The following is a 17,620-nucleotide window of genomic DNA, read 5'->3' as shown; positions in this document are numbered from 1 at the left end:
GAACCGCTTATTATGAAATGCTCGCGCATCACCGGATTCGGCTTTCTACTTTTAGCCTCTTTAACAGCATCTAACAGCTGGGCGGCAAACTCGGTGCTTCTGTGGCCGATCGACCCGAAAATTGCGAGCGATGAAAAAGCCACCGAGCTGTGGATGGAAAACCGCGGAGACAGCACCACGTTAATGCAGGTGCGCGTATTTCTCTGGCAGCAGCAGGACGGCCAGGATCGGTATCAAACCCAGCAGCAGGTGCTGGCCAGCCCGCCGATGGTGCGGATTGAACCCGGAAAAAAACAGCTGATTCGCCTGGTGAAGCAAACGCCGGTCCCCGCCGGTGAAGAAACGGCGTTTCGCATTCTGATTGACGAGATCCCGTCGCCGCAGACGCAGCCCTCAACGCAAAATCAGGCCGGACTGAACTTCCAGATGCGCTATACCGTGCCGCTGTTCGTTTACGGTAACGGCGCCAGCGCCACCAGCAGCAAGCCGCAGCTGGCATGGCAACTGGTCACTAAGAATGGCCACCAGGCGCTTGAGGTAACCAACAGCGGTAGCGGGCACGCTCGCCTGAGCCACGTCTCGCTCGGCGGGCGCAGCGTTTCCGACAGCCTACTCGGTTACGTTTTACCGCATTCGAGCAATACTTTTCCCCTCAGTTTTTCGGCAGCGGCAAATGCCGAACTGAGTGCGCAATTGAGTGATAAAACCGTCTGGCGCGGCCGCAGTTCCCGCTAACTGATGAGGATTGACTTCGTGGCGTCAACTCCCCTGAAGCTGGCAATGGCCGGGCTGAGCGGCTGCCTGCTGCCGCTGTTCGTCGGTGCCGAAACCTGGACTTCTCTGCCGCCGCCGCCGACGGTGCAGGCACCTGTGGGTGAAGCGCAGAGCTGGATGCTGGGACTGATGCTAAACGGCTACGATACGGGTGAGGTCGTCAGCGTTCAGTTCCAGGGCGATCACTATGTGATGCGCGCCGGTGACTTAATGAAAGTCGGCATCCCCAGCTCGAAGATCAACTCGACGATGATGGACGTCTCGGCAATGGAAAACGTCAAGGCCGAGTATGACAGACAGGGGCAGCGGCTGCTGCTGACGGTGCCACCTGAGTGGCTGCCGCAGCAAACGTTTGGCAAAGCCACGCAAAACGGCCCCCGCTATGATGGCCAAAGCAGCGCCGGTGCGCTGTTCAACTACAATATTTACGGCAGCCAGACCGACGGCGGCGGTAGTCGCATTTCTGCCTGGAACGAACTGCGCCTGTTTGGCGGCTGGGGACAGTTTTCCAACAGCGGCATCGTGCAGCGCCAGCTGTCGGGCGGTGATGCCCTGAACGATGGCTATATCCGCTATGATACCTGGTGGTCGAATCAGAATGAAGATAACGCGCTGACTCTGCGGGTGGGTGATCTGATTACCGACTCCCTGGCATGGAGCAGCAGCGTGCGCGTCGGCGGCATTCAGCTGGCGCGTGATTTCTCACTGCGCCCCGATTTGGTTACCTATCCCCTGCCTTCTTTCTCAGGCCAGGCGGCAGTGCCGTCTACCGTCGATTTGTTTGTGAATGGCTACCGTACCAGTACTAACAGCGTGCAGCCCGGTCCCTGGTCGATGACCAATCTGCCGTTTGTTAACGGTGCGGGCAGCGCGGTGGTGGTCACCACCGATGCACAGGGACGCCAGGTGACTACCACCCTGCCGTTCTACGTTGCCAGTAACCTCCTGCAGAGCGGCCTGTCGGACTATGCGATTTCCACCGGGGCGCTGCGTGAAAACTACGGCCTGGAAAACTTTGATTATGGTCCGTTAACCGCCAGCGGCTCTTACCGCTATGGCTTGACCGACTGGTTAACCCTGGAAAGCCACGCCGAAGCGGCCGAATCGCTGGCACAGTTAGGCGGCGGCGGTCAGCTGCGGATCGGTGCGCTGGGCGTGGTCAACGGCTCCGTCAGCCAGAGCCAGATGATGGGGCAAAGTGGCAATCAGTACAGCTGGGGCTATCAGTACAGCACGGGCCTGTTTTCCGTAGGCATGCAGCAAACGCTTCGCTCCAGCGGCTATGGCAACCTCGCGCTGTACGGTGACCGCAAGAATGGCGAAACGTGGAACAATGCCGAACCGGACTACTACACGCTGAGCCGCCGCAGCTCGCAGTACAGCGCCAGCCTGTCGCTGGATCGTTACGGCAGCCTGGGTGCTGCGCTGATCGACATTACCAGCGGTAACGGCGATCGTACTAAGCTGCTCAATCTGACCTGGAGCCGTGGACTTTGGGGCGGCAGCAGTATTTATGTCTCCGCCAGTCGGGACAATCAGGCAGATAACTGGGCGGGCGCCATTTCGCTCAGCGTGCCGTTCAGTAGCCTGATGAGCGGCGGAGTCAGCGTAGAGCGCGATGCGCAGGGCAAAAATTCCCAGCGCCTGTTTGTCTCCCGCTCCATGCCGAGCGACGGCGGCTTCGCCTGGGATGCCTCATGGGCGAATCAGAGCAGCGGCGGAGACTACCGGCAGGGCAGCCTGCGCTGGCGTAATCAGCAGGTGGAAACATCCGGCGGCTTCTACGGTGACGATGATTACATGACCAAATGGGGCCAGGTTAACGGTTCGCTGGTATTGATGGACAGCCAGCTGTTTGCAGCCAATCAGGTCACCGACTCGTTTGTGCTGGTGAAAACGGGCTACCCGAATGTCGGTGTGCGCTTCGAGAACCAGCTGCAGGGCCAGACCAACAACAAAGGCTACCTCCTGGTACCGCGCGTAACCTCAAACTATGCCGCCAAATATAATATCGACACGCTCGATCTGCCAGCGAATCTGGGCACCGATGACGTGGAAAAACGCGTGGCGGTGAAACGCCAGAGTGGCTATCTGCTGGATATGGAAATCAAACCGCTGCGCGCCGCCAGCGTGATTATCAACGATCAAAACGGCCAGCCGCTGCCGGTAGGGACTGCAATTATTCGCACCGCCCCACCGGAGGAGGTGGTCGGCTGGGATGGCATCGTGTGGATGGATAACCTCGAACAGCGTAACCCGATTCGCGCCCGTACGCCGGACGGCCGCACCTGCGAGACGGAACTCACCCTGCCGAAAGAACTGCCGGACACGCTGGTCACTTACGGTCCATTGGTTTGCCCGCTGTCGCCCCCTTCAGGAATTACGCCATGAAACGAGTATTTTTATCCCTGACCTTTCTTCTGCTGATGAGCGGATCGTGGCTGGCGCAGGCAGCCTGCACCATCAGCCCGACCAGCAGCACCGCCAGCTTCGGTACGATGACCTCGTTCGCGGTGACTACCGCGCAAACCACGCTGAATGGTACCTATACCATTGACTGCGGCGCCGGACTGGTGGTGTTGCTGGGTACAGACAATATTACCGTCAGGTTAACTAATGCCAGCTTCACTTACAGCTCAACCCAGGGGGCGCTCGGACTCGGCAGCGACCGTATTCCGTTACTGCTGTGTACCGACTCCAACTGTGGTTCAGTGGTTACCCTGAACGGCACGGGAGTTGCTATCCCGCGCAGCACTCTGCTAGACCTCGCCGGATTGCTAAACGGGTTTAAATTCCCGATTCCGCTGTTTGTCCGTATGGTACCCGGAGCAGTGGTAGCGGCGGGAAATTATACAGTGGTGCTAACGGCGTCATTCACTTATGACATTTGTACTTCCATTTCGATCGGCAACATTTGTCTGTTGGCGAACCGCCAGCAGGGCACTTTTAATGTGCCTATTACGCTGAATATGACCGTCACGCGCGACTGCACCACCATCACCGCGCCGGGCATTAACTTCGGCAGCGCACCGCTGCCCGCCAGCTTCCAGACGGTCAGTCAGTCGCTGAATGTAATCTGTACCAAAGGCAGTACCTACACCGTCGGCATTACCAACGGCGGCTACGCGGTGGGCACTCAGCGCTATATGGCTTCCGGCAGCAACCGGCTGGCCTATCAGATATATAAAGGCACCACCGGCACCACTTACTGGGGGCCAAACGGCACCGATCGCGTTGACAGCAGCACGGCCAGCGCAACCAGCACCGATGGCTTAACCAAAACCTTTAACTATCGCGCGCTGATTATCAGTACCCAGACGCCACCGCCGGCGGGGAGCTATCTGGATTCGGTGTCGGTGGATGTGACGTTTTAAAAATAATGTGCGGATTTTAATCAATATGTGCATTGTTAATTATTTGTTACCAAAGTAAATATCCTGTGCCCGGTAACGGTGATGTGTATCACATTAATACCGTTACCGGCAGGCTAAAACGGGGGGAAACCACAATAAGGATGTCCCTATGACCCCTGAGACAGTCAGCACTTCATCGCGGCAGGGCGGTGCCAGAACGATCTTCAACGTTACCAGCGGTAACTTCCTCGAAATGTACGATTTTATGGTGTTTGGCTACTACGCCACCGCCATTGCCAAAACCTTCTTCCCCGGCGACGACCCCTTCGCTTCACTGATGCTGACACTGATGACCTTCGGTGCCGGGTTCCTGATGCGCCCGCTGGGGGCAATTATTCTCGGTTCCTACATCGACCGTCAGGGGCGCCGTAAAGGGCTGCTGTTAACGCTGGGGCTGATGGCTATCGGCACGCTGACCATCGCGCTGACGCCGGGTTATGCCACGCTGGGCATGGCCGCACCGGTGCTGATCCTGCTGGGCCGACTGCTGCAAGGATTCTCTGCCGGTGTTGAGCTGGGTGGCGTATCGGTGTATCTCTCCGAGATTGCGCCAAAGGGTAAAAAGGGGTTCTACGTCAGCTGGCAGTCCGGCAGCCAGCAGATTGCGGTGATCTTCGCGGCGCTACTGGGGCTGGGGCTGAACCATCTGCTGGATAAAGGCCAGGTCACCGAGTGGGGCTGGCGTATTCCGTTTGTGATTGGCTGCATGATCGTGCCGTTCCTGTTCTGGATACGCCGTGCGCTGGAGGAGACGGAAGCCTTCAGCCAGCGTAAACATCATCCCACCATGGGGCAGATTACCCGCTCGGTGGCACGCAACTGGGCGCTGGTGCTGGCGGGTATGCTGATGGTGGTCACCACCACCGTGATGTTTTATATGATCACCGCCTTTACGCCGACGTTTGGCAAGACGGTGTTGATGATGAGCGATAAGCAGAGTTTTCTGGTGACGCTGTGCATCGGCGTTTCCAATCTGTTCTGGCTGCCGTTGATGGGTGCCGCATCCGATCGATTTGGCCGCCGTCCGCTGCTGCTGCTGTTTACCGTGTTGATGATTTTGACCGCGTGGCCGGTGCTGCACTGGCTGGTTGGTTCGCCGAGTTTTGCCCATTTGCTGGAGGCGGAGCTGTGGCTGTCGTTCCTGTACGGCAGTTATAACGGTGCGATGGTGGTGTATCTGGCGGAGGTGATGCCTGCCGAGGTGCGTGCAACCGGATTTTCTCTGGCCTACAGTCTGGCGACCGCGTTGTTTGGCGGTTTTACGCCAGCGGTGTGCAGCTATCTGATTCATGCTACCGGCGATAAGGCGATGCCGGGGGTATGGCTGACTGTTGCTGCGGTGTGCGGTCTGGTGGGTACGCTGATTATTAAGCGGCTGGTGAAGCAGTATCAGGTTCGGCGTTTGTCCGAGCCGGCGATTACGGTTTAGTTGGGGTCGGCTGGCAGTTCGGCGATCCCGCCTACGGGCTGTATCCGCTTACCCGGCGGTCCTCGCGCCGCTTCGCGGTGCCATCACTCCGCTCGTCAGCCTCACGGACCGGCACAGACGCGCGTCCTGCGCGGCTGTGCCTTTCGTCCGCGTCCATGCGGCCGAATCCTGGCCTCCTCTCTTCGTTCAGCGCTGCGGATTGCCGGGTAAGCGGAGACAGCCCGTCTGCTTTGCTATGTTTGCGTTGCCTTTACGATGACCTTAACCAAAGCGAGCACGTTTTAAGCTGGGAGTGGCCTCTGCGGCGGTCGGGCAATCCGCAGCGCTGAGGCGCAGGCGGCGGGGCCGTAGAGACCAGCATGGATACTGGGCTCAGGCCTGGCGCGCGCAGGACGCCCGCTCCGGGCCGATCCGTAAGGCCCGCTGCCGGAGCCGAAGGCACCACGCAACGCGTGGCGCGAGGACCGCCCAACTGCCGCAGAGGCCGCTCCCCAGGCACCAAACCCACCAGCCACCAGCCACCAGCGACCAGCGACACGCATAAAAAAACCGCTATCTAAAAGACAGCGGCTTTATTTTAAACCGGAGAAACATCACCTGAAACGGCAGCCCTTAAATCGGCAACCGCAACCCGGTTATTTCGACACGGTTTCCATGCCCATCAGGCCAATCTTCAGATAACCCGCCTGACGCAGCTTATCCATCACGCTCATCAGCGTCTCGTAACTCACTGACTTATCGGCCTGGAAGAAGATAGTTGTATCTTTCTTGCCTTCGGTCTGCTTAACCAATGCATCCACCAGTGTCTCTTCCGATACCGCATCGTTACCGATAAACAGCTGATTATCAGCCTTAATCGACAGATACACCGGTTTTTCCGGGCGCGGCTGCGGCGAACTGGTTGAGGCCGGCAGATTGACGCGAACGTCAACGGTGGCAAGCGGCGCGGCGACCATAAAGATAATCAGCAGCACCAACATCACGTCGATAAACGGCGTCACGTTGATTTCGTGCATTTCACCGTTGCTATCGAGATCTTCGTTTAATCGCATTGCCATAACGCTTAACCTACCCGCAGTTTCTGCGCCGACTGAACGCGGTGAGAACCTTCGCTGGCGGCAAGGTCAAGATCGCGGCTTTGCAGCAGCAGAACCTGTGCAGCCACATCGCCCAGAGACGCTTTATAGCTGGCAATCATACGAGCAAAGACGTTGTAGATAACAACCGCAGGAATTGCCGCAACCAGACCAATCGCCGTTGCCAGCAGCGCTTCCGCGATGCCCGGAGCCACAACGGCCAGGTTAGTGGTCTGTGTTTTTGCAATCCCGATGAAGCTGTTCATGATGCCCCATACCGTACCGAACAGACCCACGAATGGCGCAATCGCACCAATGGTAGCGAGGTAACCGTTGCCACGACCGGCGTGGCGGCTGAAGGCAGCAACGCGGCGCTCAAGGCGGAAACCGGTACGCTCTTTAATCCCGTTGTTATCGTCGGTGCCAGCGGAAAGCTCCAGCTCGTTCTCAGCTTCTTTAATCAGCAATGCGCTGAGGCTCTGACCGGTGAAACCGGCGCTGGTTTTTGCTGCTTCATCCAGCGAACGTACGGTTGCCAGCTGCTGCTGCTCGCGCTTCAGACGTCGGCGGGCGGAACTCAATTCGATTGTTTTGCTAAAGAAGATGGCCCAGGTGACAACGGATGCCAACAACAGTCCAATCATTACGGCTTTAACCACGATGTCTGCATGCTGGTACATGCCCCAGACGGAAAGGTCCATCTGCATCAAATCATTTGTCACGCTGTGTCTCCAACATCTAATTGCTGATAGCGAAAAAATTCAGGCCAGATCATACCAAACCCGTTAGGAATTGATAGTAGTTCTCATTACTATTTACACCCTATAAGACATTTTTTGAACAATTTTTTTCTCATTTACGGATGTGATGGCGCTCACAGTGAAATTTTATCACTTACCCGCAGGCTGAATACCTCAGGAGAGGTAGCCGTGTTAACGTAAAAAACATAACTGAATAAAGAGATCGTTTTAATGACCAGCAAAAAAATCGAAACGGCCCTGGTGGCCGCCGGACGCAGCAAACGATACACCCAGGGATCGGTGAACAGCGTGATCCAGCGCGCCTCTTCTCTGGTTTTTGACACCGTAGCCGATAAGAAACGTGCCACCGCAGGGCGCGCCAACGGCGAACTGTTTTATGGCCGCCGGGGTACCCTCACCCATTTTTCGCTGCAGGATGCGATGACCGAACTGGAAGGCGGTGCGGGCTGCGTGCTGTATCCGTGCGGTGCCGCCGCCGTCGCTAACGCCATTCTGGCGTTTGTAAACGCTGGTGATAATGTGCTGATGAGCGGCAGCGTTTACGAGCCTACCCAGGACTTTTGCACCAAAATCCTCAGCAAACTGAATGTCAGCACCACCTGGTTCGATCACTGCATCGGGTCTGAAATCGCCGATTTAGTGCAGCCCAACACCCGCGTGGTGTTCCTTGAGTCACCGGCATCAATCACCATGGAAGTGCAGGATATTCCGTCAATCGTGGCGGCGGTTCGCAGCAAAGCGCCCGATGCCATTATTATGGTCGATAACACCTGGGGCGCCGGTATCCTGTTCCGCGCACTGGATTTCGGCGTGGATATCTCCATCCAGGCCGCGACCAAGTATCTGGTTGGCCACTCGGATGCGATGATCGGGACTGCCGTAGCCAATGAACGCTGCTGGGCACAGCTGCGCGAAAACTCCTATCTGATGGGCCAGATGGTCGATGCCGATACCGCCTATGTCACCAGCCGTGGGCTGCGCACGCTGGCCGTGCGCCTGCGTCAGCATCAGGAGAGCAGCATTCAGGTTGCACAGTGGCTGGCAGAACGTGACGAAGTTGAGCGGGTGAATCATCCGGCGCTGCCGCAGTGCAAGGGCCATGAATTCTGGAAGCGGGATTTCAGCGGCTGCAGCGGTCTTTTCTCGTTTGTGTTGAAAGAACGCCTGAGCAGTGAACGCCTGGCGCATTACCTGGATAACTTCAGCCACTTCAGTATGGCCTACTCCTGGGGCGGCTATGAGTCGCTGATCCTTGCCAATCAGCCTGAAGAGCTGGCGGCTATCCGCCCCGCGGGCGGCGTTGATTTTAACGGCACGCTGGTTCGGGTACATATCGGTCTGGAGCACGTGGACGATCTGATCGAGGATCTTCGCGCGGGCTTCGACAGACTTAGCCAATAATCGCCTGTGCTTCAACAAATTATCAATAAGGCGCGCTGTTCGCGCCTTTGATCAAGATATCCGACACGATTTGCGAGTACTATAGGGATATAGCTATAGATGTAGTTAACGGGATAACGAATGGGTGTTTTACACGAGATTGTTCAGGCGCTCTGGCATCAGGACTTTACCGCGCTGGCCAATCCGGATGTGATTTGGGTTGTTTACGGGATTATGTTTATCACGTTGCTGCTTGAAAATGGTTTGCTTCCGGCTTCATTTCTCCCCGGCGATAGCCTTCTGCTGCTGGCCGGTGCCATGGTGGCCAAAGGCGTTATGGCGTTTATTCCCACCATGCTGATCCTGACCGCCGCCGCCAGTATTGGCTGCTGGCTGAGCTATTTGCAGGGCCGCTGGCTGGGCAACACCCGGCTGGTCAAGGGCTGGCTGCTGCACCTCCCCGCGCAGTATCACCAGCGGGCGTGGAGCCTGTTTAACCGCCACGGGCTGCTGGCGCTGCTGGTTGGCCGCTTCCTCGCCTTTGTGCGAACCATTCTGCCCACCATGGCCGGCATCTCGGGGCTGAAAAATGGCCGTTTCCAGCTGTTTAACTGGCTCAGCGGGCTGCTGTGGGTAACGATTCTGGTGACGCTCGGCTATGGCATCAGCCAGGTGCCGTTTATCAAACGTCATGAAGATCAGGTCATGGCGATTCTGATGATTCTGCCGCTGGTGCTGCTTTGCGCCGGACTCACAGGTAGCGTTGTGCTGGTTCTGAGGCGTAAAAAGGCCCGCTAATCCGGGCCGGTTTTATCCTGTCTGCCGCATCCGCGTCATCTCTTCCCCTGGCGTTACGCCAAAGTAGCGTTTGAACTCGCGCGAGAACTGCGAGGCGCTTTCATATCCCACTTTCATGGCCGCCACGCTGGCCTTCATCCCTTCCTGCAGCATCATCATACGCGCCTGATGCAGGCGGTAGCTTTTCAGGTACTGTAGCGGCGAGGTGCTGGTCACCGCCTTAAAATTATGATGGAACGCCGAGACGCTCATGTTGGCCTCGGCCGCCAGCAGGTCAACGCTCAGGTTATCGGTGAAGTGATGTTCAATGCGCCGCAGCGCGCGGGCAATCTGGCTGAACTGCGTCTGCCGACTCACCAGCGCCAGCAGCGCGCCACCGCACGGCCCCTGCAGGACGTAATAGAGGATCTCCCGCACCAGCTGAGGCCCCAGCACGCGGGCATCGCGCGGGTTATTCATCATGTCCAGCAGGCGCTCCGTGGCGCAGAGCATCTCCTCCGTCAGCAGCGCCGAATGAATCCCGCAGGTTTTCGGTTCAGGATGGAAGGCATCGTCATCACCTATATCCATCAGCAGATCCTGAAGCTTCAACGGATCGACCCGCAGCATCATGCCAGCCAGCGGCGCTTCCGGAGTGGCGAACGTCTCACATTCAAACGGCAGCGGTACGGTCAGCATCAGGTATTTATTGGCGTCGTAGCTAAACACGCTGTTACCCAAGTAGCCGGTCTTCTGCCCCTGAAACAGGATCACAATCGCCGGCTGATACATCACCGGAGTGCGCGACACATGTTTGTCAGCATAAATCAGGCTGATGCCGGGAACCGACGATACTCCCTTATTCTGCGTCACCAGGCCGATAACCTGACTGGCCAGCCGTTCACACGTCGCGCTTCTGTTCATTCACTCTTCCCGCTGCTGAAAGTTTTACGTCAGCATCATCGCCTGACGCCCGTCATTTCTCCAGTGGTTTGGAGAATCAGGCAAGATTCCGGCAGAAATGTGCATTGAGCAATGCTCACCTGCTGCGCACAATGATCCATCTGATAAACGTCATACTTCCAGGATTATCGCGATGAACAACTTCGTACTGCATACGCCCACCCGCATCCTGTTTGGCAAGGGGCAAATCGCCCAGCTGGCCACCTCCATTCCTGCCAACAGCAAAGTGCTGATCCTGTTCGGCGGCGGCAGCGTCAAGAAAAATGGCGTCATGGATCAGGTCTATAGCGCGTTACAGGGCTTTGATCTGCAGGAATTTGGCGGCATCGAACCTAACCCGGACTTCTCGACGCTGATGAAAGCGGTGGAGATCGTTAAACGGGATAAGATCACCTTCCTGCTGGCGGTGGGTGGCGGCTCGGTACTGGACGGCACCAAGTTTATCGCCGCTGCGGCGCTTTATCCGCAGGATCCGTGGCATATTCTGGAAACCGGCGGCGCTGAAATTGAACAGGCGCTGCCTGTCGGGTCGGTGCTGACACTGCCCGCGACGGGCTCCGAGTCTAACCGCAGCGCGGTGATTAACCGCCGCGCCACGCACGATAAGCGGGCGTTTCGCAGCAACCACCTGTTCCCACTTTTCGCGGTGCTGGACCCGGTTTACACCTACAGCCTGCCGCCGCGCCAGATCGCCAACGGCGTAGTGGATGCCTTTGTGCATACCATTGAGCAGTACCTTACTTTCCCGGTTGACGCCCGCGTACAGGACCGGTTTGCCGAAGGCCTGCTGCTGACGCTGATTGAAGAAGGCCCACGTGCGCTGGCGGAGCCGGAAAATTATGACGTCCGCGCCAACGTGATGTGGAGCGCCACCATGGCGCTGAACGGCCTGATCGGTGCCGGTGTGCCGCAGGACTGGTCAACGCATATGCTCGGACACGAGCTGACCGCGCTGCACGGCATTGACCACGCGCAGACGCTGGCTATCGTGCTGCCGTCGCTGCTGAATATCAAACGCGATACCAAGCGGGAAAAACTGCTGCAGTATGCGGAGCGCGTCTGGGGAATCACTGACGGCAGCGAGGCGGAACGCATTGATGGCGCGATTGCCGCTACGCGCGAATTCTTCGAGCGGATGGGTATCGCAACCCGGATGTCCGATTATCAACTCGACGGTTCATCGATCCCCGCCCTGCTGGAAAAACTGGCGGAGAAGGGACTCACCGCGCTGGGTGAACGGCAGGACATTACGCTGGAAATCAGCCGCCAGATCTATCTGGACGCACGCTAGTCCCCACGAATCCTCTGCTTATCAACTAGACTTAATTCCATCAACCGGTGCCCCTGCACCGGTTTTTCCGCAGAAAAGGAGCGAACATGGCAGATCAACCAATCATTAAACTGCACGATGGCAACATGATGCCGCAGCTTGGGCTGGGCGTCTGGCAGGCCAGCGTGGATGAAGCGCGAAGCGCGGCAGTGACAGCGCTGGACGTCGGTTATCGTTCGATTGATACCGCGGCAATTTACAAGAATGAAGAGGGTATTGGCCAGGCGCTGCGCGAAACCGACGTGGCGCGGGACGATATCTTCATCACCACCAAACTGTGGAATGACGACCAGCTGAATGCCGAAAAGGCGCTGGAAGCCAGCCTGAAAAAACTGCAGCTGGATACGGTCGACCTCTATCTGATGCACTGGCCGTGCCCGGAAAAAGACACGTTTGTTGCGGCATGGCAGGCCATGATCAAGCTCCAGCAGCAGGGGCTGACCAAAAGTATCGGCGTATGCAACTTTAACGAGCCGCATCTTAAGCGATTGCTGGATGAAACCGGCGTCAGCCCGGTCATCAATCAGGTGGAGCTGCATCCGATGCTGCAACAGCGCACTTTACACTCATGGAACGCGATGCATCATATTCAGACGGAATCATGGAGCCCGCTGGCACAGGGCGGTGAAGGCGTTTTCGATCAGGAGATTATCAAACGGCTGGCGCAGAAGTACGGTAAAACTCCGGCTCAGATCGTTATCCGCTGGCATCTGGATAGCGGACTGGTGGTGATTCCTAAATCCGTGACGCCATCGCGTATTAAAGAGAATTTTGAAGTTTTTGATTTCCGCCTGGAGAAAACGGAAATCAGTGAAATTACATCGCTCGATCGTAATAATCGCCTGGGTCCGGACCCGGAAAGCTTCAATTAATCCGCCACGATTTGCCCGCCTCAACAGCGGGCAATTCGTCCGGGATCTATAACACAGGGTTGACCAGCATCTGCCCCGCCGTGCCGCGATCGGCCATTTCCAGCATCTGGCTGTAATAAACAAACGGGAAGTGCTCGGAAGATGACTGAGTAAATGACACCAGCAGTTCCACGTCACCGTCTATCCACACCGTATCCTTCCAGCCGCGATCTTCGGCCATGGTCTGCGCGCCATTGACGCTTTTAATCAGAAACATCACGCCCTGAATATGAAACGCCTGCGGTATATCTGAATGAATCATCCAGCGCTCAAAACTGCCCTGCTGTGCCTGGGTGTCAATTCGCGTCATATTCCAGAGCGCGCCGTTAATACCCGGCGTGGAGTCACCCAGGCGGAATTCGCGGGTTCGGCTGACGGTGCCGGGAATGATTTGGTCCGCCAGAATGCGCATAGGTAAGTTATCAGTTACTAACGGTAACAGCCCCGTAGGGCGCAGGGTCAGTACCAGTGTGGAGATCAAAATGCTGGAGGGTTCGAAGATACCACGCAGCCGATCGACAAAACCTGCCGCTTCACCTGCGGTAATCGAAACTTCATCTCCCTGGGTCATATCAATCAGGACTTCACGACGCTCACCGGGTGCCAGTGACAGTTGTTCAACCACAACCGGCGCAGGCAAAAAACCCTGATCGCTGGCAATGACATTGAAGGGGCGGGCATCGCTCATACGTAATTGATAGCGGCGGGCATTGGAGGCATTCAGCAAACGCAGGCGAACCCAACCGCGAGAAACCTCGATGAAAGGATTCTGCACGCCGTTAACCAGCAGCGTATCACCAATAAAGCCTCCGTCGCCGGGCGGGTCATATTCCGGCGAGCCGAAGTTATCGAGTCGTTTGTCCTGAATAATGAGCGGGAAGTCGTCCACGCCATAGTGTTTGGGAATGGGTAAGGACTTACTAACCTCGTCCTCCACCAGCCACATTCCAGCCAGCCCGTTATACACATGCGGGGCCATACGATTTGGCGTATTGGCATGATACCAGCAGGTTGCAGCAGCCTGACGAATGGGAACGACCGGCGACCAGTCAACGCCCGGTGACATCATGCGGGCAGCTCCCCCCATCAGCGCACCGGGCACCTGCAGGCCGCTGACGGTCATCGCTACCGGTTCATTTAGCCGATTGCTGTAGATCAGCTTGACGTCGTCACCGCTCCATACGCGTACCGTTGGCCCCAGATAGAGACCGTTAAACCCCCACACCTGCGCCTTGCTGCTGCCGTCAAAAGACCAGTGGCTACGCTGCATCGTCAGAAACAGCGGCTGCCCACGGCGAGACTCAATCAGCGGTGGAACCGGCAGTGGCGTGCCCGGTCCTGCCGCCCGCACGCTGAAGGGTAACGAGGAAGCGCAAAGGGCAATGCCTGAGGCCTTAAAGAACTGACGACGACTAAGGGACATACCCGACTCCGTAAGCCAAAAACCGCCAACAGGGCGGCCAAAATCCATTGTTATCATGGTGCGCGGGCTGTTCTGCCGCATCAATAACTGAGAGTGAGCATGGGGCCATGCTCACTCCGATAATTTATAGCTTACCTGATGCTTCGCGTGCAGCGACTTCAGCATTTAACTCATCAAGTTTTGCCGACATTAGCTCGCGGCAGTGGGTCGCAAGCTTACGAACGGACTGATTTTCAAATGATTTTGTATCGACAGGTGGCATCATTTCGACGATAGCAAGGCCATTTTTCAACCTGTTTAGTTTGATTTTGTCATGCGTGTTGGAAACGACGACCGGAATAATCGGCACACCGGCAGCAACGGCAGCATGAAACGCACCGGTTTTGAACGGCAGCAGCCCACGGCCGCGGCTACGCGTGCCTTCCGGAAACATCCAGAATGAGATTTTTTTCTTCTGAAACTCGTTAACCAGTTCACCAATCGTACCGTGTGCCTTGGCGCGATTATCACGATCGATTAGCAGGTTGCCGGTCAGCCAGTACAGCTGGCCGAAGAAAGGGATCCATAGCAGGCTTTTTTTGCCAACGGTCACGGTCGATGGCTCAACGATATTCGCCGCGGTGATCATGTCGTAGTTGTTCTGGTGGTTACAGATATAAATCGCGTTGGGGAAATTTTCATGGCCTTCGGGGCGGCGCAATTCAACCTTTAAGCCAAACACCGGAGCCAGCCGGCCGAAAAGGCGGCCAAAGGTAGAAACATGCTTCGGGTTTCGCGGACTGAACAGGCAATAAATACAGCCAAAAACACAAACCAGTATCGAATAAATAATAACCACAATGATACGTAAAATAGAGAGCATCACAACCTCGTTATTGCATGCCGACAACGTATGCTGACCGAATGATTTCGGCATCATACGCTGACTAAAAGTGGCTTAACTGTTTTTTTATTTGATGATTTCGGCAGGCTGGCGACATTGGCGTCCCCAGCCTGCAATCGGCACAGGAGAATTACTCCTCGCTGTCATCTACGACAGGACGTGACGGACCATCAACATCAACACGATCGATACGCTGCAGTCCACGCGGCAGCTGAGTGCCACGACGCCCACGTTCTGCACGGAACTTCTGTAAGTCTTCCGCTTTCAGCGTCAGCTTACGCTTGCCGACGTACAGAGTAATGGCACTTTGCGGCGTCAGCAACAGTAGCCAGGCCAACTTATCTTCACCCGATGCCGCCTGAGCCGCCGGAATAGAGATAATCTTGTTGCCCTTCCCTTTGGAGAGCTGCGGCAGGTCGCCAACCGGGAACATCAGCATACGTCCGGCAGCGGTAATCGCCAGCAGCAGATCGTCATCACCATGAATAGCCAGCGGCGTCATGACTTTGGCATTTTCCGGCAGGCTGAGCAGCGCTTTACCGGCACGGTTACGAGAAACCAGATCGCTGAAGGTGCAGACAAATCCGTAACCTGCATCCGATGCCATCAGCAACCGCTGCTCATCAGCCTCCATCAGTACCTGTTCAACTATCGCCCCCGGCGGCGGCGTCAGCTTACCGGTGAGCGGCTCGCCCTGCCCGCGCGCCGACGGCAGCGTGACAGGGTCGAGCGCATAGCTGCGCCCGGTGGAGTCGATAAAGACGACCGGCTGGTTGCTCTTCCCGCGTGCCGCTGCACGATAGCTGTCCCCGGCTTTATAGCTGAGGCCCGCCGGATCGATGTCGTGCCCTTTGGCGCTACGCACCCAACCCATTTGCGACAGAACAATGGTCACCGGCTCGGAAGGCACCAGTTCGTGCTCGCTGATGGCTTTCGCCTCTTCACGCTCGCGCAGCGGAGAACGGCGGTCGTCTCCGTAGGTATCGCTATCGGCCTGCAGCTCTTTTTTCAGCAGCGTATTCATTTTACGTTCAGACGCCAGAATACCCTGCAGGTGATCGCGCTCCTTTTCCAGCTCATCCTGCTCACCGCGAATTTTCATCTCTTCCAGCTTGGCGAGATGGCGCAGTTTCAGTTCCAGAATGGCTTCAGCCTGGGTTTCTGAAATGTCGAAACGTGACATCAGTACCGGCTTCGGCTCATCTTCACTACGAATGATATGAATCACTTCGTCGATATTCAGGAAGGCCACGAGTAAACCGGCAAGGATATGCAGGCGCTTCAGGACTTTCTCAAGACGATAGTTCAGGCGACGACGAACGGTATCACGACGATAGACCAGCCACTCGCTGAGGATCTCCAGCAGGTTTTTCACCGCCGGGCGGTTATCCAGGCCAATCATATTAAGATTGATACGGTAACTGCGTTCCAGATCGGTGGTGGCAAACAGATGGTTCATGACCTGCTCCAGATCGACACGATTGGAGCGCGGCACGATCACCAGACGGGTCGGGTTCTCATGGTCCGACTCATCACGCAGATCCTCCACCATCGGCAGCTTTTTATTACGCATCTGGGCGGCAATCTGCTCCAGCACGCGTGCCCCGGAAACCTGGTGCGGCAACGCGGTGATCACCACGTCGCCATCCTCTTTTTTCCACACTGCGCGCATCCGTACCGAACCACGGCCGCTTTGGTAAATTTTGCGGATCTCACTACGCGGCGTGATGATTTCGGCTTCAGTGGGATAATCCGGCCCCTGGACGATATCCAGGAGCTCATCCAGCGTGGTTTTCGGGCTGTCGATCAGCGCGATGGCCGCCTTAGCCACCTCACGCAGGTTATGCGGTGGAATATCCGTTGCCATGCCGACCGCAATACCGGTGGTGCCGTTTAGCAGGATATTAGGTAACCGCGCAGGCAGCATCTTCGGCTCCTGCATGGTGCCGTCAAAGTTCGGAATGTAATCGACCGTTCCCTGCCCCAGCTCGCCCAGCAGCACTTCGGCATACTTTGACAGGCGCGACTCCGTATAACGCATCGCCGCGAAGGATTTCGGGTCGTCCGGCGCCCCCCAGTTTCCCTGGCCATCAACCAGCGGATAGCGATAAGAGAACGGCTGCGCCATCAGTACCATCGCTTCATAACAGGCGCTGTCGCCGTGAGGATGGTATTTACCCAACACGTCACCCACGGTACGGGCTGACTTTTTGAATTTCGCGCTGTTACTCAGTCCCAGCTCAGACATCGCGTATACAATACGACGCTGCACCGGCTTAAGACCGTCGCCAATATAGGGAAGTGCGCGGTCCATGATCACGTACATGGAGTAATTAAGGTACGCATTTTCTGTAAACTTGTGCAGCGCAAGGCGCTCGGCACCATCCTGCATCAGATCGCTCATTGTTCTCTTTTCCTCACATTGCGGTGCTCCGGCCTGACAACATCGAACGGAAGCCAACAACAGGTTGATATCTTGCCATTCTCAGTCAGGCAACTC

14 protein-coding genes are annotated in these 17,620 nt (G+C 56.7%); 8 read left to right on the top strand and 6 right to left on the bottom strand.

Features of this window, described 5'->3' with window-relative positions:
- The first annotated feature begins 9 nt into the window (after positions 1–9).
- The 4 genes from OMR58_RS04100 (at position 10) to OMR58_RS04085 (ending at position 5,616) form a co-directional block, all read left to right on the top strand.
- Complete coding sequence (locus OMR58_RS04100; protein ID WP_370569877.1) at positions 10–735, top strand: fimbrial biogenesis chaperone; 726 nt, start codon at positions 10–12, stop codon at positions 733–735.
- A gap of 45 nt (positions 736–780) precedes the next feature.
- Positions 781–3,165: a fimbria/pilus outer membrane usher protein gene (locus OMR58_RS04095; RefSeq protein WP_264545425.1), complete on the top strand. Its 2,385-nt coding sequence runs from the start codon at positions 781–783 to the stop codon at positions 3,163–3,165.
- On the top strand, positions 3,162–4,148 hold the full coding sequence (locus OMR58_RS04090; protein ID WP_200560195.1) for a Csu type fimbrial protein: 987 nt from the start codon (positions 3,162–3,164) through the stop codon (positions 4,146–4,148). The genes OMR58_RS04095 and OMR58_RS04090 overlap by 4 nt, the downstream gene beginning before the upstream one ends.
- A 148-nt stretch (positions 4,149–4,296) precedes the next feature.
- Positions 4,297–5,616, top strand: coding sequence for an MFS transporter (locus OMR58_RS04085; RefSeq protein ID WP_105592502.1), 1,320 nt, complete (start codon positions 4,297–4,299; stop codon positions 5,614–5,616).
- A gap of 635 nt (positions 5,617–6,251) precedes the next feature.
- Here the strand turns inward: OMR58_RS04085 and exbD are convergent.
- On the bottom strand, positions 6,252–6,674 hold the full coding sequence (gene exbD / locus OMR58_RS04080) for a TonB system transport protein ExbD (RefSeq protein ID WP_105592504.1): 423 nt from the start codon (positions 6,672–6,674) through the stop codon (positions 6,252–6,254).
- A gap of 5 nt (positions 6,675–6,679) precedes the next feature.
- Entirely contained in the window at positions 6,680–7,414 is a 735-nt protein-coding gene (gene exbB, locus OMR58_RS04075; protein WP_105592505.1) for a tol-pal system-associated acyl-CoA thioesterase, read from the bottom strand.
- 249 nt (positions 7,415–7,663) lie between these two features.
- Between exbB and metC the strand changes: the two genes are divergently transcribed.
- Both metC and OMR58_RS04065 read left to right on the top strand, forming a co-directional pair.
- The gene (metC, locus tag OMR58_RS04070) at positions 7,664–8,854 is read left to right on the top strand and encodes a cystathionine beta-lyase (protein WP_264545320.1); all 1,191 of its coding nucleotides are present in this window, start codon (positions 7,664–7,666) and stop codon (positions 8,852–8,854) included.
- Between the two features lie 120 nt (positions 8,855–8,974).
- Complete coding sequence (locus tag OMR58_RS04065; RefSeq protein ID WP_264545319.1) at positions 8,975–9,631, top strand: DedA family protein; 657 nt, start codon at positions 8,975–8,977, stop codon at positions 9,629–9,631.
- A gap of 12 nt (positions 9,632–9,643) precedes the next feature.
- Here the strand turns inward: OMR58_RS04065 and OMR58_RS04060 are convergent, their stop codons facing one another.
- Positions 9,644–10,534 (bottom strand): AraC family transcriptional regulator, encoded by an 891-nt coding sequence (locus OMR58_RS04060; RefSeq protein WP_200560199.1) that lies wholly within the window; start codon positions 10,532–10,534, stop codon positions 9,644–9,646.
- A 172-nt stretch (positions 10,535–10,706) separates the two neighbouring features.
- Here OMR58_RS04060 and yqhD point away from each other — a divergent pair, with 172 nt between their 5' ends.
- Both yqhD and dkgA read left to right on the top strand, forming a co-directional pair.
- A complete protein-coding gene (gene yqhD / locus OMR58_RS04055; protein WP_264545318.1) occupies positions 10,707–11,864 on the top strand; it encodes an alcohol dehydrogenase in 1,158 nt (385 codons plus the stop codon).
- Between the two features lie 86 nt (positions 11,865–11,950).
- The gene (dkgA, locus tag OMR58_RS04050; RefSeq protein WP_264545317.1) at positions 11,951–12,775 is read left to right on the top strand and encodes a 2,5-didehydrogluconate reductase DkgA; all 825 of its coding nucleotides are present in this window, start codon (positions 11,951–11,953) and stop codon (positions 12,773–12,775) included.
- A 46-nt stretch (positions 12,776–12,821) separates the two neighbouring features.
- Here dkgA and ftsP read toward each other — a convergent pair whose 3' ends face one another.
- The 3 genes from ftsP to parC form a co-directional block, all read right to left on the bottom strand.
- Positions 12,822–14,237 carry a cell division protein FtsP gene (gene ftsP, locus OMR58_RS04045; protein ID WP_200560202.1) on the bottom strand — a complete coding sequence of 472 codons (1,416 nt, stop codon included), beginning with the start codon at positions 14,235–14,237 and terminating at the stop codon, positions 12,822–12,824.
- Positions 14,238–14,361: 124 nt separating this feature from the next.
- Positions 14,362–15,099, bottom strand: coding sequence for a 1-acylglycerol-3-phosphate O-acyltransferase (locus OMR58_RS04040; protein WP_105592602.1), 738 nt, complete (start codon positions 15,097–15,099; stop codon positions 14,362–14,364).
- A gap of 151 nt (positions 15,100–15,250) precedes the next feature.
- Positions 15,251–17,524: a DNA topoisomerase IV subunit A gene (parC, locus tag OMR58_RS04035; protein ID WP_200543551.1), complete on the bottom strand. Its 2,274-nt coding sequence runs from the start codon at positions 17,522–17,524 to the stop codon at positions 15,251–15,253.
- Positions 17,525–17,620: the final 96 nt, after the last annotated feature.

Origin of the sequence: Erwinia sp. INIA01 (assembly GCF_025947915.1) — a bacterium.
GTDB classification, from domain to species: domain Bacteria; phylum Pseudomonadota; class Gammaproteobacteria; order Enterobacterales; family Enterobacteriaceae; genus Erwinia; species Erwinia coffeiphila.
This window is presented reverse-complemented; position numbering and strand designations above follow the sequence as displayed.

What these genes read in the sequence shown, in the direction of transcription:
- OMR58_RS04095 (WP_264545425.1), top strand. Translation starts at nt 781, where the DNA reads ATGGCCGGGCTGAGCGGCTGCCTGCTGCCGCTGTTCGTCGGTGCCGAA.
- OMR58_RS04090 (WP_200560195.1), top strand. Translation starts at nt 3,162, where the DNA reads ATGAAACGAGTATTTTTATCCCTGACCTTTCTTCTGCTGATGAGCGGA.
- OMR58_RS04085 (WP_105592502.1), top strand. Translation starts at nt 4,297, where the DNA reads ATGACCCCTGAGACAGTCAGCACTTCATCGCGGCAGGGCGGTGCCAGA.
- exbD (WP_105592504.1), bottom strand. Translation starts at nt 6,674, where the DNA reads ATGGCAATGCGATTAAACGAAGATCTCGATAGCAACGGTGAAATGCAC.
- metC (WP_264545320.1), top strand. Translation starts at nt 7,664, where the DNA reads ATGACCAGCAAAAAAATCGAAACGGCCCTGGTGGCCGCCGGACGCAGC.
- OMR58_RS04065 (WP_264545319.1), top strand. Translation starts at nt 8,975, where the DNA reads ATGGGTGTTTTACACGAGATTGTTCAGGCGCTCTGGCATCAGGACTTT.
- OMR58_RS04060 (WP_200560199.1), bottom strand. Translation starts at nt 10,534, where the DNA reads ATGAACAGAAGCGCGACGTGTGAACGGCTGGCCAGTCAGGTTATCGGC.
- yqhD (WP_264545318.1), top strand. Translation starts at nt 10,707, where the DNA reads ATGAACAACTTCGTACTGCATACGCCCACCCGCATCCTGTTTGGCAAG.
- dkgA (WP_264545317.1), top strand. Translation starts at nt 11,951, where the DNA reads ATGGCAGATCAACCAATCATTAAACTGCACGATGGCAACATGATGCCG.
- ftsP (WP_200560202.1), bottom strand. Translation starts at nt 14,237, where the DNA reads ATGTCCCTTAGTCGTCGTCAGTTCTTTAAGGCCTCAGGCATTGCCCTT.
- OMR58_RS04040 (WP_105592602.1), bottom strand. Translation starts at nt 15,099, where the DNA reads ATGCTCTCTATTTTACGTATCATTGTGGTTATTATTTATTCGATACTG.
- parC (WP_200543551.1), bottom strand. Translation starts at nt 17,524, where the DNA reads ATGAGCGATCTGATGCAGGATGGTGCCGAGCGCCTTGCGCTGCACAAG.